Origin of the sequence: Fictibacillus sp. 7GRE50 (assembly GCF_015903875.1) — a bacterium.
GTDB classification, from domain to species: domain Bacteria; phylum Bacillota; class Bacilli; order Bacillales; family Fictibacillaceae; genus Fictibacillus; species Fictibacillus phosphorivorans.
Genome location: NZ_JACZDW010000003.1, coordinates 263,041 through 276,558 on the forward strand (window position 1 = coordinate 263,041; position 13,518 = coordinate 276,558).

A 13,518-nucleotide genomic window follows, 5' to 3' on the forward strand; every position below is an offset into this window, starting at 1 on the left:
CCGATTGAGTTTATTTTGAAGTAGATCTAAAAAAATACGCCATGAAGTATTCATCTTCAAACTCACCTTCTATGATCACCTGATCTTTTTGTTTCCCTTCTATAATAAAACCGGCTTTCTCATAAACCTTTACTGCCTTCTCGTTTCCGGAGAAAACAGTAAGCCATATCTTATGTAGGTTATTTTTCTCACCCCACCTTAACGTATGAGCCAGCAGTTCTTTTCCTATTCCTAGACCTTGAGCCTCGGGATGAATCCAAGTTCTAAAGACACCGGTGTGTCTTTTCATTTGAAGTTCACCTTTTAGTACTCTAGCTATACCTACTACCTTTCCGTTTCGTTCGACCGCTGTGTACAAATTACCCTTACGCTTAACATCAAGAATAAACTCAACCTCTTCTTCAACTGAATGAGGCTCCTCTTTTTGAAGATATCTACCTGCTTTTACGATTGCTTCTACGTGTCGAGTAATATCTGCTGCATCTTTTTCTTCTACGGGTCTTAAGGTGATCTCTTCACCATTTTTCGCTGTAAAGAAGAAGTTATCCCCATTCGGCATGATTTTTATTCCTCCAAGTGTTGTGTTGTGATTGTATTATTATGTCTTCTTTACAGGTTGTCATTCATCAGGAAAAATAATGATGAGTGAGTATAATGGTTGATTGATCAATCTCAGCAATACCAAACGAGAATTGTTTCTGCCTTCTTTTATCTGTTGGCGAACCGGGATTAAAAAGTATACTATCACCTTTTTCATCATGAAAAGGAATGTGGGAATGACCAAATATGATCAGATCAGCTCCATCTCTTTGACATTCCCTGTATGCACGTTCAGGTGTCGATCTTCCCTTTCCAAGATGACCATGAACCATCGCAACCTTCACATTCTCAATATCTACAAGTACTTTATCAGGAAGAGTACTACTCCAGCTATCCTGATCTACGTTACCTCTCACTGCATAGACAGGTGCAAACGTTTTAAGTTCTTCGTATACAGATTTCGCCGTCCAGTCTCCTGCATGAAATATGTAATCGATATGCTTGCTTAATATATCTAGAATGGGTTCAGGAAACGCCGTTCCTTTTTTAGGCATGTGGGTATCAGAAATGATTAATATTTTTTTCAAATCCCATTATTCTCCCTTCATTATGAGCTGTTAGTTTGAAATCAGTGTTTTTTGCTGTGAGATAGAAACATTATATTTTTAATTTAATCATAGCTTTCGTCCAACACAAAAAAAAGCAAGGGAAAACTTCTCCCTTGCTTCCTAAATTCTTATCTGTTTTTAAAATCTTCACGAACACGTTTTTGTGAACGATATGATTGATCACGGCTGCCGCTGCTACTGCGGTTTCCACCATCGCGAGAACCACTGCGCTCGCCTTTAGAGTATCCAGAACGGCGATTATCTCTTCCGCCTCCACCCTCTCTTTTAGGGCCTCCTCCAGAACGTCTACGATCAGAGAAACGATTATTAGGACGTCTCTTTTTAACTGATAGTGGCGGCTCATCTGTAAGATTGATCGGAGTCATATCAGGTTCTTTTGTAAGAAGCTTAAGCGCTGCAGCTAAAAGTGTAACAGAATCGTTCTCTTCTAGTAACTCAACTGCTGTTTGCTTATAACCGTTAAAGTTATCTTCTCCAACAACTTCCATCAGCTTTTCAAGCGTGATTTGCTGTTGTCCTTCCATTGCTTCTGAAACAGAAGGAATCGCACGTTTTACCATTTTACGCTTTGTGATTTTTTCGATCGTGTAAAGGTGATCGATTTCACGAGGCGTGATAAATGTTAATGCATAACCTGTTTTTCCTGCACGGCCAGTACGTCCAATACGGTGAACATAGCTTTCTGGATCTTGAGGAATATCGAAGTTATAAACGTGAGAAACACCAGAGATGTCAAGACCACGAGCAGCTACGTCAGTTGCAACAAGAACTTCAATCGTGTTGTTCTTAAACGCACGTAACACTTTGTCACGTTTTGCTTGCGGAAGGTCACCGTGAATCCCTTCAGCGGAATAACCGCGTTTGCTTAAAGCTTCAGACAATTCATCTACACGACGCTTCGTACGTCCGAAAACGATCGCAAGCTCTGGAGAGTGAATATCCATGAAACGGCATAGCGCATCAAACTTTTGACGTTCTTTTACTTCAACATATTCTTGCTCAATGTTCTTAACTGTCATTTCAGAAGCTTTTACTTTAATAAGCAGAACATCCTTCATGAATTTAGCAGCCAAGTTTTGAATCTGCTTAGGCATTGTTGCAGAGAAAAGCATCGTGTGACGTTCTGTAGGAACGTTTTCTAAGATCTTTTCAATATCTTCAACGAATCCCATGTTAAGCATTTCATCCGCTTCATCAAGCACAACTGTATGAACGCTATCAAGCTTCAATGTTTTTCTATTGATGTGGTCTTGCACACGTCCTGGTGTACCTACTACGATGTGTGGACCATTTTTTAATGCTTTAATTTGTCGAACAATGGATTGTCCACCATAAATCGGCAATGTTTTAATTCCTTTAAATTGACCGATTTTGTTGAGTTCTTCTGCTACTTGAACAGCTAACTCACGAGTTGGAGCTAATACGATTCCTTGAACGAATCGTGATCTAGTATCCATTTTTTCGATTAGCGGTATACCAAACGCAGCTGTCTTACCAGTCCCTGTTTGTGCCTGGCCAATAAGGTCAGTCCCCTTAAGTGCTGTTGGAATGGTATCACGCTGAATCGGTGTTGCTTCCTCAAATCCCATATTATTAATGGATTGAAGCAACTCAGGACTTAGTCCTAGTTCTTGAAATGTTGTCAATGTTCTATCTCCTTTTCTGTGACGAAAAAGGTTTTACGATAACCTCGTGGATCCGGCATGGTTTGTAATGTTAAGCTGCCGGCCAATTTGTTTTTTCAAAATACATCATGATTTGCACATAAAATAGCATTTCCTTATAACATATTGATGGGAAATGCTTAGCCATGTGAATATGCGTAAAAATTAAACGTTAATAGTTACAAGGCTATCCGTAATTCAAACTTGTTCCGTCCATATATATTCCGTTGTTAAACTTATCACGTAAACCTAATAAATGCAACTCTTTACATTTAGAAGTGGTGTTTAAAGTTTATTCACCCCACTCTTTAAACATGTGATGTTTCACTTGGACGCTATTATTCTAACCAATGGGGTTTTAGATGAAACGTCTTTTCTTTTGTTAATAAAGAATAAATTTTAAAAAGCATCACACGCTAACAGTATTATCTCTTGTATGAAAGAAGGACCTCTCATGGATCAAAATTGGGTTTCTGTTATTCCGTTCTTAGTGGTAATCCCTATAGCTATCAAGACTAAACAAGTTCTCCCAGGTTTGATCGCTGGTCTTTTGACCGGCTCATACCTTCTACACCCAACTCTTGTGGGTGGTTTAGAGAAGATGGTCCAATTTCTAGTCAAAGGGCTTGTAGACCCTAAAAACATAAAAATATTAGTGTTTTTGTATGCTTTTTCCGGACTCATTTCCATGATTAAACTTTCTGGTGGAATCAAAGGCTTTGTAGAAGAAGCTTCTAACAGGATTGAAACAAAAAAAGGGGCCTTGTTGCTTACTTATGTGTCTACGATCGGCACTTTTGCTGCTCCAAGTTTTCGTTTCGTCACGATTGCTCCGATCATGAGAGCTCTTTTAAAAAAGGTAAAGATGTCTACCCAAGAGCTCGGCTTTGTCATTGAAACAACAGCAACTCCCATCATTGTGTTGATACCAATCGCTACCGCTTTTGTTGGATACATGACTTCTATTGTAGATATCTCGTTGAAAAACGAAAACATTAACGCAGATCCATACTCTCTTTTTATACAAAGCATCCCGTTTAATTTTTTCTCTTTTGTCATGATCATCGTAGGGGTATACCTCAGCTTCTTTCACCATTCAAAATCAACAGAAGAAACAGATCCTAAAGATGTTGGAGAAAGTGAAGAGGACGACTGGCATAGTTGTGATCCTGCCGTTAATAGAGAACTTCCGAACAAACCATTGAACTTACTCATTCCGCTCATCTTAGTCGTCTTCCTTACTCTATTGTTAACATGGTGGGATGGTTACAAAAAAACGAAAGGTAGTTTTTTTGAGGCTTTCATTTCAGCAGATGTTATGGATGCGATGCTGATCGCTCTATTGTTTACAACCATATTCACGTTTCTTTTTCTACGATTTCAGAAAATGAAAACGGGTGATCTGTTGAATGGATTTATTTTCGGTGGCAACGAATTGATGAGTGTTATCGTGCTGTTAGCTGTTGTTTGGGGCTTATCGTCTGTTACTGAAGAACTTGGTTTCTCTGCTTTTGTAACACGATACGCAGGATGGATCCCTGGATCAGTTATCGTCCCATTGCTGTTTATCTTCGGTTGTGCCGTCTCCTATTTTATCGGATCTGCCTGGGGTACGTGGGGAATATTAATGCCTCTAGGTGTATCAATGGCAGGAGTGGCAGATGTTTCTCTTCCGCTTGTGATTGGAGCGGTCTTTGCAAGTGGGACGTTCGGAGCATTCGCTTCACCGTTAAGTGATGATACGAATACGATTGCCCGTATTTTAAACCTATCTGTTATCACCTATGCACGATACAAGTTAAAACCTGCACTAATTGCTGCTGGCATAACAGCGGTACTATACGGAGCAACTGTATTCTTCATTTGAACCTCCTGATTTTAGGAGGTTCTTTTTTTTCCTTCTTCTCTTACTTTATCTATCACTTCTTGATAGCGATCTCGAGACCATGAATGATAAGAAGGATGTGGTACACCTTCTATAATGGTTAACCTGTCTTTATTAGACAGTTTGTTAACGTATTTTTCTGCAAATCTTCCGCATGGAACGATGACCGTGTTTTCTTTAATCAGTGAGGTTAACCTACTTTCGAATTGGTTTAAAAGCAATTGATCGAAATGAGCTCTCGCTTCGTCTTTATATACTTTTACCGAACTCGTTCTTACTGCTTCAGCAACTTTAATCTCATCTCTATATCTGTTAACAAAAGTATGATCGGGAAATGCAGCACCTTGCAAAGGAAACGGACAAACATTTACGATTCCAAATACTGTCTTCTTTTTTTCGTCTATGTACTGTTTTAACACCTTTCCCATCGGAGGACTATCTTCGACTGCAAATAATTCTTTTGCCATCGATCTGCCTGAGAGACCGGCCAAAGGTACTCCAAATTTGATTTCCTCTTTATGAGGCGATTCTAAAATAAATATCATATTCGTATGTTCAGAAATTAGATCTTGAACACGATATCGTTCTGATGCTTCTTCAAAAAATGAATGAATGTCCACCAAATCTGCCTCCTTCAATCGTAAATAATTGTGCTTTCTTTATTCGTATGCCACAATATCATCATTACTTTAAAGACATTCTTAAGGAGTGAATATACTTTGAAAATCATTATGAATGAAGATACTGCAAATTATGTGATCAATGACCTACAAGCATCATCGGACGATTCCATCCGTTTTTTCGTTCGCCTTGGAGGATGCAGCACGGTTCAAGACGGCTTTTCATTAGGACTTACAAAAGATACACCAAAACATCCTGCTGCTGAAATCGTTGTAGAAAATCATAAATTCTTCATCGAGCAAGAAGATGAATGGTTCTTTGACGGAAACGATCTAACGGTTTCCATTACGGATGGAGAAATTAAATACGATTTTAACGAGAACAAAAACTAGGCTATATGAACTTTTGAAGTTCCTGGATTCTTCCTTCTCTTTTCATGATCTCTACTTGCTTATCCCCGATAAGGTCAAAATGGGGGTAAGCATCTCGTTCATGAATCCACTCTTCCTTTAAACCGTAAGTTCTTCCCCACTCAGATAATCTTTTCCGATCGTTACAACCTACTTTTGTTACACTCTTTGCTGTTGGAAATCGTGAATCATACCAAAAATGGGTGAGGAATGCGATGTTACCCATCTCTACTTCATCTTTCCATCTTTTTAAGTCAGCACGTTTTATTCCGAAAGCCATTATTCTGCTGAGCTCATTTCTACGTAGGCTTCATGCCAATCAGGAAAATATTTTTTTATAGAGATCGGTCGAAAATTTTCTTTTTTTACACAAACATGAGTGGATTCGCCTATAACACATAACTCGTTTTGATCGTTAAAGATCTCATAATAATAAACAACCTTGATTCCCGAATATTCTTTTACAGCTGTTTTAATATGGGCTTTTTGTCCATAAGTCAATGGCCGTTTATAGGAAGCTTGAATATCTGTTACGGGAGAAAGTATACCTTCCCTTTCCATGTCTGCATATTTAAACCCCAAATGTTCAATCAACTTTGTTCTTCCAATTTCAAACCATACCAAATAATTTGCATGATACACGACACCCATTTGATCTGTTTCTGCATATCTAACATCAACGCTATTTTCAACAAATTTCATAAATCATCTGTTTCCCTTCGTGTTGTCTTTTCTTAACACTTTAGTAGAAAATGAAAAAAAAGACCAGCAATATGCCGGTCTTTCTCTTATTGAAGGTCGTTACCTTCTCTATAAGCCTTTTCTTCTTGAATCTCATTTTGAAACTGCTCTATGGATTCTTGTCTATGTTGATTCTTCTCTTTGATCTGCTCTTTTTGGCTTGCAGTCAGCTCTGTGTTAGCAGCAGTCTGATTAGCTTCAGAAATATTTTGTTCTGTGTTCTGAACCATTTGTTCTAATCGTTCAACGTTATTACTTCTATCGTCTCGGTTTGGTTTGTTCATGATGATTCTCCTTTGTAGAAAGTTCGTACCATCATAGTTTGTACTAATCACCAATGGGATTATTCTTTAATTTTTTTGTAATAAGATCGGACTCATGTTTTGAACGCTGGATTGACAAAGTTCAGACAGGTATTTCCAATATTCCACTACACTGTCATCTTCAAGATTTTTCATTGTAATCTCAAGCCATGCTAACTCTTCGGCGAGCCTGATCGATGAACCAATCCAATATTTTTTATTTTTCACTGTTATTTGAAATGGTTCTTCAAATCGAAACGGAAGATAGAATCCTTCCGTGTTCGGATGCAGGATAATATGCTGATAAACGGTTCCTTTTGTAAGCTTGGCATAGAACAAAAATACCCCATCATTTTTTGCTGCGGCTTTTTTTAACTTTTCTAGCGTTTCTACATTTCCTAGTTCCATCGTTGTAATTTCTTTATCCCAGTTCAACTCTTCACGAAAAGGAACAAGATGCCCTAATCGCTGCATTTCAATCTCTAACTGACGATATAAATAATCCTGATCATCTTTGTTATGTGATACAGGTAATGGTTTGACAGATGCCGTGATCAAACGTACCCCTCCTAATTCTTTCACTACATACACTTTTTCGACAAAATCTTTCGTATATGGGAGTCAAAAGAAAAAATTATGGAGAGGTAATTTTTAGAAAGTACTTTGTTATTTCCCTTTAGGTGGTACATAATCTGCATGATCGTGCGACTTATTAGCCATCTTTTTTCCATTATTACTGTTGCTCTCACGCGGCTGAGTGCCAATATGATTTGGTACGAAATCTTCTGGAAAACGTTTTGGATTACTCAAAGGTCCAACCTCCTTTCGTCTTCTTTATACTTTTCCATTAATCAAAATCAACTATTCATAAGTAAAGTGGCAATTATTTTTTCAAAGTCTGATTATTTCGATTTTATCTTGGCTATATTGGTACTATCCCAATAAAGAGGTGCAGTGATGAGGAAAAATAGAAAAATGAATTTCAGAGAGCTCGTGAACGAGAACAAAAGACAATTGTTGAAAGATGAGTCCTATATTGAACAACTCGAGATCAAACTCGACGAAAAACATACGAAAAAAGCATAAAAAAATCCTTTGCCTAAAGATATTGGCAAAGGATTTTTTTTTAGTTTTGCGTTTGAGAAGAATGAGCAAGCTTGTTACGAAGCACCATTGGAAGGATACCACCATGACGGTAGTACTCAATTTCAACTTCGCTGTCAAAACGAGCTACAACTTCAAATGTTTTTTCAGTTCCATCTTCAAAAACTGCTTTAACTTGAACAAGATCACGCGGTTTAACCGTTTCATCAACAGAAACCGTGAAAGACTCTTTTCCTGTAAGTCCAAATGTCTCAGCACTCTCACCATCTTTGAATTGAAGAGGAAGTACACCCATCAACACAAGGTTTGAACGGTGGATACGTTCGAAGCTTTCAGCAAGTACAGTTTGAATTCCTAGTAAAGTAGTACCTTTTGCTGCCCAATCACGAGATGATCCCATTCCGTAATCTTTTCCTGCGATTACCATAAGACCCGTACCATTCTCTTTGTATTTCATCGCAGCATCATAAATGCTCATCACTTGGTTAGTCGGCCAGAAAGTTGTCCAGCCACCTTCAGTACCAGGAGCTACAGCATTACGAATACGGATATTCGCAAACGTACCACGCATCATTACTTCATGGTTACCACGACGAGAACCGTAAGAGTTAAAGTCACGTGGCTCAACACCATTTTGAATCAAGTATCTTCCTGCAGGAGTATCTTTTCCGATCGCACCAGCCGGAGAAATGTGGTCAGTCGTTACAGAATCTCCGAATTTAGCGATAAGCTTAAGATCTTTAAGCGGTTGGATCTCTTTAAGTTCTGCAGAAAGCTCTTCAAAGAACGGAGGGTTTTGAATGTATGTTGATGATGTATCAAAACCATACAATTGGTCAGCTGAAGTCTTCAGTTCGTTCCAGCGTTCGTTCTCATCAAATACACGCTCGTATTCCTTTTTGAACAATTCTGGAGTAACTGCCTTCTTCATCGCTTCATTGATCTCTTCTGATGAAGGCCAGATATCTTTAAAGTAAACTTCGTTGCCCTCTTTGTCTGTTCCGAAAGAATCAGATTGAAGGTTGAAATCTACAGTTCCAGCTAGTGCATACGCTACTACTAACGGTGGAGAAGCTAAGTAGTTAGCTTTTACAAGCGGATGGATACGTCCTTCAAAGTTTCTATTACCTGAAAGGACTGAAGTTACAGTAAGATCGTTCTTAGAGATCGCATTTTCAACTTCAAGCGCCAAAGGACCTGAGTTACCGATACATGTTGTACAGCCGTAACCAACAAGATTGAACCCTAACTGATCCATATAGCTCATTAAGCCTGCTTCTTCTAAATAACGTGTAACAACTTTAGAACCTGGGGCTAATGATGTTTTTACATAGCCAGGAACTTTTAAGCCTTTTTCAATCGCTTTCTTAGCAACTAATCCAGCACCTAACATAACGTATGGATTAGAAGTGTTCGTACAGCTTGTGATCGCAGCGATCGCAACAGCACCAGTCTTCATCGTCGAAGTTTCGTTGTTCGGATGCTTAACAGTAACTTCTTTGTTGATCTCATCAGCTGTTAGTCCGAACCCTGCATTTCCTTGTGGAGCTACAAGCGCTTTATTAAAGCTTTCTTTCATCTGAGATAAAGGAATCAAATCTTGTGGGCGTTTTGGTCCTGACAAGTTTGGTTCGATTTCAGAAAGATTGATTTCGACTACGTCTGTAAATTCAGGATCAGCATCTCCTGCTGTGTAGAACAATCCGTTTGCTTTGCAATACGCTTCTACAAGCTGAATTTGATCTTCAGTTCTACCTGTCAGACGAAGATAGTTTAATGCTTCTTCGTCAACTGGGAAGAAACCACAAGTTGCTCCATATTCAGGAGCCATGTTTGAAACCGTTGCACGGTCTGCAAGCGGCATATCCGCAAGTCCTGGACCGAAGAACTCGACGAACTTCCCTACTACTTTCTTTTCACGCAATACTTGCGTTACTTTAAGTGCAAGGTCAGTTGCAGTCGTTCCGTTTGGAAGCGTTCCTGTTAATTTAACACCGATTACTTCTGGAACTGGGAAGTAAGAAGGCTGTCCTAACATGCCTGCTTCTGCTTCAATCCCACCGACACCCCATCCTAATACACCAAGACCGTTGATCATTGTTGTATGAGAATCAGTACCTACTAATGAATCAGGGAATGCGATTGTTTCACCTTCAGATTCGCTCGTAAGGACTACAGGCGCCAAGTACTCTAAGTTAACTTGGTGGACGATTCCTGTTGCAGGAGGTACAGCACGGTAGTTGTCAAACGCAGATTGAGCCCAGCTCAAGAGTTTGTAACGTTCTTCATTTCGAGCAAATTCAAGGTTCATGTTGAAAGCAAGTGAGTCTTCAGTACCTGCCTTATCAACTTGTACAGAGTGGTCAACTACAAGATCAACTGGAATTTCAGGGTTGATCTGAGAAGGGTCTCCACCCATATCCTTCATTGCTTTACGAAGAGAAGCTAAGTCAACAACAGCTGGTACTCCTGTAAAATCCTGAAGAATAACACGTGAAGGCTTAAAAGGAACATCGATATCTTTTAGTTCACTCGTGCCCCACTTTGCAAGATTTTCAACGTGTTCTTTGTTGATTACTTTTCCATCAAATTGTCTTAATACAGATTCCAATAATACTTTTACAGAGTAGGGTAATTTCGATACATTACCAATTCCCGCTTCTTCTAACGCTCCTAAACGGTAATAGCTATATTCCTTACCGTTCACATCAAAAGTAGAACGGGCATTAAATACATCATTTCTTTTCATGTTCCACTCTCTCCCTTCACTAACAATCATACACGATTATGAGAAAAATTGTCGAAAAAATGTGTTCAATTTCACAGTCAATCACACAGAATCTTTTTTTCCCTCTATTATCATACGTAAAACCCTTTCATAAGTAAAATAGTTAATGGTTATCAATCGACATAAGTTTTACTTATGGTGTGAATATCACCATCATTCTCTTGCTCGCATATAGTAATTTACGTAATACTTCTTTTTGTTTTCCGCTTAAAAACCACTCTTCAATAGATCGGAGGGAAACAGGATGGAATGGTTAAAAAAACTTGCTGCGTTACTCGTGTTGATCGGAGCATTAAACTGGGGAGCGATCGGACTTTTTGATACAAACTTTGTTACAGAAATTTTTGGAAGCGCTACCACGGTGACAAAAGTTTTATACAGTTTGATCGGACTTTCTGGCGTCTGGCTCTTGCTCAGTAAATATAAATCGTGAACGTAAAGAGGCACTCCTTATTTTGGAGTGCTTCTTCTTTTTGATATTGTGCAAACTAATGATTACGGAGGTGACAAAAAAATGGGAAGAAATAAAGCAAATCACTCGCGTCCTGGAATGAACGCAGCAAAAGCTCAAGGTAAAGGTGCTGGGTATGATACCGAATTTGGTAATGAATCGCTTTCCTTACCGAACGAAAAGTTAAGTGAAGCTGAGCGTCAAAACAATAAGAAAACGAAAAAACGACATTAAGGTTTTGGAAACTGGCTCTGAAGCTGTTGAAGCTCATTTAGAAAGCTTTCTAACTGTGGCTGTTGATGTTCTGAAGCCGTTTCAAGTGCGTTTTGTATTTGTTGACAAGCCTTTTCATTTTCTGTCATAAAATGAGCATAGAACACTCCATATTCACTGTTTGAAGCATCCAATGTTTTGGAGATATCCATCGCATGTTGATAACCTTGCTCAGCAGCTTGATATGCTTGTTGTTTGTTTTTATGATAGGGCATAATTACCATCCTTTGTTTTGGTTTACCTTTAACGTTCCAATTCTAGCTATAATTATTCAATAAATTGCTTTCTGTTGTTGATTAAGGTGTCCATACGAAAGACATCTTTGACAAGTTGGTTGGAGTGTAAGGTGTGAGACTCCTGGGGGATCGGTGGGACAGGTGAGGCACCTAAGGGCGCATAGTGCCGAGGTGGCTCACCGCCCGCCCCCCGGAAAGCGAGCACCTGAAGCGGAAATCAACTGCTTTCAAGGCGCCGGATAAAAAAAGGAGGCTTATTATGGGAGAGCATAATACGTTTAAAGATATTCGAAAGAACGCGCCAAAAGGGGAAAACCCTGGACAACCAGCTCCTATGAGCGGTTCTAAAAAAGTGAAGCAGCGTAATCATACAGGACAAAACTCTGGAGAAGGCAGATAATACAAAAAACATAAAGGACTGACAGATTCTCTGTCAGTCCCTTTTCTTAGTCGATTGAACGTATCGCATCTTCAAGTGTCAAAAGCTCTTCTTCTGAAATCGTTCTAAGATCTAATAGAACTTCTTCCTCTTTGATCCTCACGATAATAGGGGTTTGATAGTTCCGAAAAGCTCTTGCTAAGTAATCTGCACCTTTAGAGTGTTTAATACCAAGACAAAAAGTTGGCAACTTCACATCTGGCATCGTCCCTCCCCCAACTTGAGAGAAATCTTCCAGAATTCTGATTGTTAAAGAAGAATGATCTTCAACCTTTCTTTTTAGTCTCCATACTATCTCTCTGATCTCTTCAGGAGTTTTTAAAATATCTCTAACTGTAGGAATCGTTGAATATTCTTCGTTTAAATACGCCTGCAACGTTTCGTTTAAGGCTGCGATCGTAAATTTATCCACTCTTAAAACGCGAGCTAGTTGATGTTTCTTTAATAAGCCGATGATTTCCTTTTTCCCTGCAATAATCCCAGCTTGTGGGCCTCCCAAAAGTTTATCTCCGCTAAAAGAAACAACATCTATACCTTTGTTGATAACAGAGGAGATTAAGGGTTCATCACCTATTCCAACGGACTGAAAAGGATAGAGTGCACCACTTCCCAGATCTTCATATACAATCAGTTCCGGGTGATTCTTTTTCAACTGCATCAACTCGCTAGAAGAAACTTCTTTTGTGAACCCAATCACCTTGAAATTACTTGTGTGAACCTTCATGATCATACCGGTTTTATCCGTTATCGCTCGTTCATAATCAAAAAAATGTGTTTTATTCGTAGTTCCAACTTCCCGCAGCTCCGCACCACTTTCTTCCATTATAGAAGAAACACGAAATGAGCCTCCGATCTCTACAAGTTCACCTCTTGAAACAATGACTTCTTTATTTTTTGCTAGTGCTTTGAGAACTAAATAAACGGCTGCAGCATTATTGTTCACGACCATTGCTGCTTCTGATCCTGTCACTTGTTTAATTAGCTCCTCTGTTAGATCATGCCTAGAGCCTCGTTTCCCTTCCTCCAAGTTATATTCTAAATTCGAATACATTCTTGCTGTTTCACTCATCCGCGCTACGCTTTTTTCACTGAGTCTAGAGCGACCAAGATTTGTATGAATAACGATTCCGCTAGCATTGATCAGTGAACGGATCTGATCGGTAGGATGAGCTAATTTTACCCTTGCTGAATTCAGTACAAGTATTCTGATATCAGTTTTCAAGTCAATAGCATGGGGGTCTTTAAGAATATACTCTCGCCAATGATTGATCGCATCTTGAACAGCTCGTGTTATTTCCTTTTCTGGTTTGCCATTCACTTCAGAACTGATATCTTTCACTGCCTCATGCACGGCAGGAAGCTGCCTTAATAAATCTGATTTTGACAAAATGAAGCCTCCTTAAGGTATCAACGATCTCCTTAAGGAGGCTATCGT

At 39.1% G+C, this 13,518-nt stretch carries 18 protein-coding genes; 6 read left to right on the forward strand and 12 right to left on the reverse strand.

What is annotated here, in order from left to right; genetic code table 11:
* Positions 1-10 precede the first annotated feature (10 nt).
* The 3 genes from IHV12_RS12515 to IHV12_RS12525 form a co-directional block, all read right to left on the reverse strand.
* Positions 11-559 (reverse strand): GNAT family N-acetyltransferase, encoded by a 549-nt coding sequence (locus tag IHV12_RS12515; RefSeq protein WP_197127843.1) that lies wholly within the window; start codon positions 557-559, stop codon positions 11-13.
* A gap of 67 nt (positions 560-626) precedes the next feature.
* Positions 627-1,127 (reverse strand): metallophosphoesterase family protein, encoded by a 501-nt coding sequence (locus IHV12_RS12520; RefSeq protein ID WP_197191096.1) that lies wholly within the window; start codon positions 1,125-1,127, stop codon positions 627-629.
* A gap of 149 nt (positions 1,128-1,276) precedes the next feature.
* Positions 1,277-2,815, reverse strand: coding sequence for a DEAD/DEAH box helicase (locus IHV12_RS12525; RefSeq protein ID WP_197127841.1), 1,539 nt, complete (start codon positions 2,813-2,815; stop codon positions 1,277-1,279).
* Positions 2,816-3,287: 472 nt separating this feature from the next.
* Here IHV12_RS12525 and IHV12_RS12530 point away from each other — a divergent pair, with 472 nt between their 5' ends.
* Entirely contained in the window at positions 3,288-4,700 is a 1,413-nt protein-coding gene (locus IHV12_RS12530) for a Na+/H+ antiporter NhaC family protein (RefSeq protein WP_197191097.1), read from the forward strand.
* A gap of 11 nt (positions 4,701-4,711) precedes the next feature.
* On the opposite strand, the gene IHV12_RS12535 is transcribed toward IHV12_RS12530, so the two are convergent.
* On the reverse strand, positions 4,712-5,338 hold the full coding sequence (locus IHV12_RS12535) for a uracil-DNA glycosylase family protein (protein WP_197191098.1): 627 nt from the start codon (positions 5,336-5,338) through the stop codon (positions 4,712-4,714).
* 99 nt (positions 5,339-5,437) lie between these two features.
* On the opposite strand from IHV12_RS12535, the gene IHV12_RS12540 reads away from it, so the two are divergent.
* A complete protein-coding gene (locus tag IHV12_RS12540; protein WP_231619427.1) occupies positions 5,438-5,731 on the forward strand; it encodes a HesB/YadR/YfhF family protein in 294 nt (97 codons plus the stop codon).
* A 1-nt stretch (position 5,732) separates the two neighbouring features.
* On the opposite strand, the gene IHV12_RS12545 is transcribed toward IHV12_RS12540, so the two are convergent.
* The 5 genes from IHV12_RS12545 to IHV12_RS12565 form a co-directional block, all read right to left on the reverse strand.
* A complete protein-coding gene (locus tag IHV12_RS12545) occupies positions 5,733-6,029 on the reverse strand; it encodes a hypothetical protein (protein ID WP_137789564.1) in 297 nt (98 codons plus the stop codon).
* Positions 6,029-6,451: an acyl-CoA thioesterase gene (locus tag IHV12_RS12550; protein WP_197191099.1), complete on the reverse strand. Its 423-nt coding sequence runs from the start codon at positions 6,449-6,451 to the stop codon at positions 6,029-6,031. Before IHV12_RS12550 ends, IHV12_RS12545 begins: the two co-directional genes overlap by 1 nt.
* 86 nt (positions 6,452-6,537) lie before the next feature.
* Entirely contained in the window at positions 6,538-6,774 is a 237-nt protein-coding gene (gene tlp, locus IHV12_RS12555) for a small acid-soluble spore protein Tlp (RefSeq protein ID WP_066393949.1), read from the reverse strand.
* Positions 6,775-6,840: 66 nt separating this feature from the next.
* Positions 6,841-7,350, reverse strand: a complete 510-nt coding sequence (locus tag IHV12_RS12560; protein WP_066393947.1) for a hypothetical protein — start codon at positions 7,348-7,350, stop codon at positions 6,841-6,843.
* 108 nt (positions 7,351-7,458) lie between these two features.
* Positions 7,459-7,602 carry an acid-soluble spore protein N gene (locus IHV12_RS12565; protein WP_066241162.1) on the reverse strand — a complete coding sequence of 48 codons (144 nt, stop codon included), beginning with the start codon at positions 7,600-7,602 and terminating at the stop codon, positions 7,459-7,461.
* Between the two features lie 147 nt (positions 7,603-7,749).
* Here IHV12_RS12565 and IHV12_RS12570 point away from each other — a divergent pair, with 147 nt between their 5' ends.
* Complete coding sequence (locus IHV12_RS12570) at positions 7,750-7,878, forward strand: FbpB family small basic protein (protein WP_197127837.1); 129 nt, start codon at positions 7,750-7,752, stop codon at positions 7,876-7,878.
* Positions 7,879-7,918: 40 nt separating this feature from the next.
* Here the strand turns inward: IHV12_RS12570 and acnA are convergent, their stop codons facing one another.
* Positions 7,919-10,645, reverse strand: coding sequence for an aconitate hydratase AcnA (gene acnA / locus IHV12_RS12575; RefSeq protein ID WP_197191100.1), 2,727 nt, complete (start codon positions 10,643-10,645; stop codon positions 7,919-7,921).
* A gap of 283 nt (positions 10,646-10,928) precedes the next feature.
* Here acnA and IHV12_RS12580 point away from each other — a divergent pair, with 283 nt between their 5' ends.
* Both IHV12_RS12580 and sspO read left to right on the forward strand, forming a co-directional pair.
* Entirely contained in the window at positions 10,929-11,117 is a 189-nt protein-coding gene (locus IHV12_RS12580; RefSeq protein WP_197127835.1) for a DUF378 domain-containing protein, read from the forward strand.
* An 81-nt stretch (positions 11,118-11,198) separates the two neighbouring features.
* Positions 11,199-11,369, forward strand: coding sequence for a small acid-soluble spore protein O (gene sspO, locus IHV12_RS12585; protein ID WP_137789569.1), 171 nt, complete (start codon positions 11,199-11,201; stop codon positions 11,367-11,369).
* Here sspO and IHV12_RS12590 read toward each other — a convergent pair.
* On the reverse strand, positions 11,366-11,623 hold the full coding sequence (locus tag IHV12_RS12590) for a hypothetical protein (protein WP_197127834.1): 258 nt from the start codon (positions 11,621-11,623) through the stop codon (positions 11,366-11,368). The genes sspO and IHV12_RS12590 overlap by 4 nt on opposite strands.
* A 280-nt stretch (positions 11,624-11,903) precedes the next feature.
* Between IHV12_RS12590 and IHV12_RS12595 the strand changes: the two genes are divergently transcribed.
* Positions 11,904-12,044 carry a small acid-soluble spore protein P gene (locus tag IHV12_RS12595; RefSeq protein WP_137789571.1) on the forward strand — a complete coding sequence of 47 codons (141 nt, stop codon included), beginning with the start codon at positions 11,904-11,906 and terminating at the stop codon, positions 12,042-12,044.
* A gap of 46 nt (positions 12,045-12,090) precedes the next feature.
* Here the strand turns inward: IHV12_RS12595 and selA are convergent, their stop codons facing one another.
* Positions 12,091-13,470: an L-seryl-tRNA(Sec) selenium transferase gene (gene selA / locus IHV12_RS12600; RefSeq protein ID WP_231620734.1), complete on the reverse strand. Its 1,380-nt coding sequence runs from the start codon at positions 13,468-13,470 to the stop codon at positions 12,091-12,093.
* Positions 13,471-13,518: the final 48 nt, after the last annotated feature.

Bases quoted from the DNA above. Each gene is read 5' to 3' on its own strand.
- IHV12_RS12515 (WP_197127843.1), bottom strand. From the start codon at position 559: ATGCCGAATGGGGATAACTTCTTCTTTACAGCGAAAAATGGTGAAGAG.
- IHV12_RS12530 (WP_197191097.1), top strand. From the start codon at position 3,288: ATGGATCAAAATTGGGTTTCTGTTATTCCGTTCTTAGTGGTAATCCCT.
- IHV12_RS12545 (WP_137789564.1), bottom strand. From the start codon at position 6,029: ATGGCTTTCGGAATAAAACGTGCTGACTTAAAAAGATGGAAAGATGAA.
- IHV12_RS12550 (WP_197191099.1), bottom strand. From the start codon at position 6,451: ATGAAATTTGTTGAAAATAGCGTTGATGTTAGATATGCAGAAACAGAT.
- tlp (WP_066393949.1), bottom strand. From the start codon at position 6,774: ATGAACAAACCAAACCGAGACGATAGAAGTAATAACGTTGAACGATTA.
- IHV12_RS12570 (WP_197127837.1), top strand. From the start codon at position 7,750: ATGAGGAAAAATAGAAAAATGAATTTCAGAGAGCTCGTGAACGAGAAC.
- acnA (WP_197191100.1), bottom strand. From the start codon at position 10,645: ATGAAAAGAAATGATGTATTTAATGCCCGTTCTACTTTTGATGTGAAC.
- IHV12_RS12580 (WP_197127835.1), top strand. From the start codon at position 10,929: ATGGAATGGTTAAAAAAACTTGCTGCGTTACTCGTGTTGATCGGAGCA.
- sspO (WP_137789569.1), top strand. From the start codon at position 11,199: ATGGGAAGAAATAAAGCAAATCACTCGCGTCCTGGAATGAACGCAGCA.
- IHV12_RS12590 (WP_197127834.1), bottom strand. From the start codon at position 11,623: ATGCCCTATCATAAAAACAAACAACAAGCATATCAAGCTGCTGAGCAA.
- IHV12_RS12595 (WP_137789571.1), top strand. From the start codon at position 11,904: ATGGGAGAGCATAATACGTTTAAAGATATTCGAAAGAACGCGCCAAAA.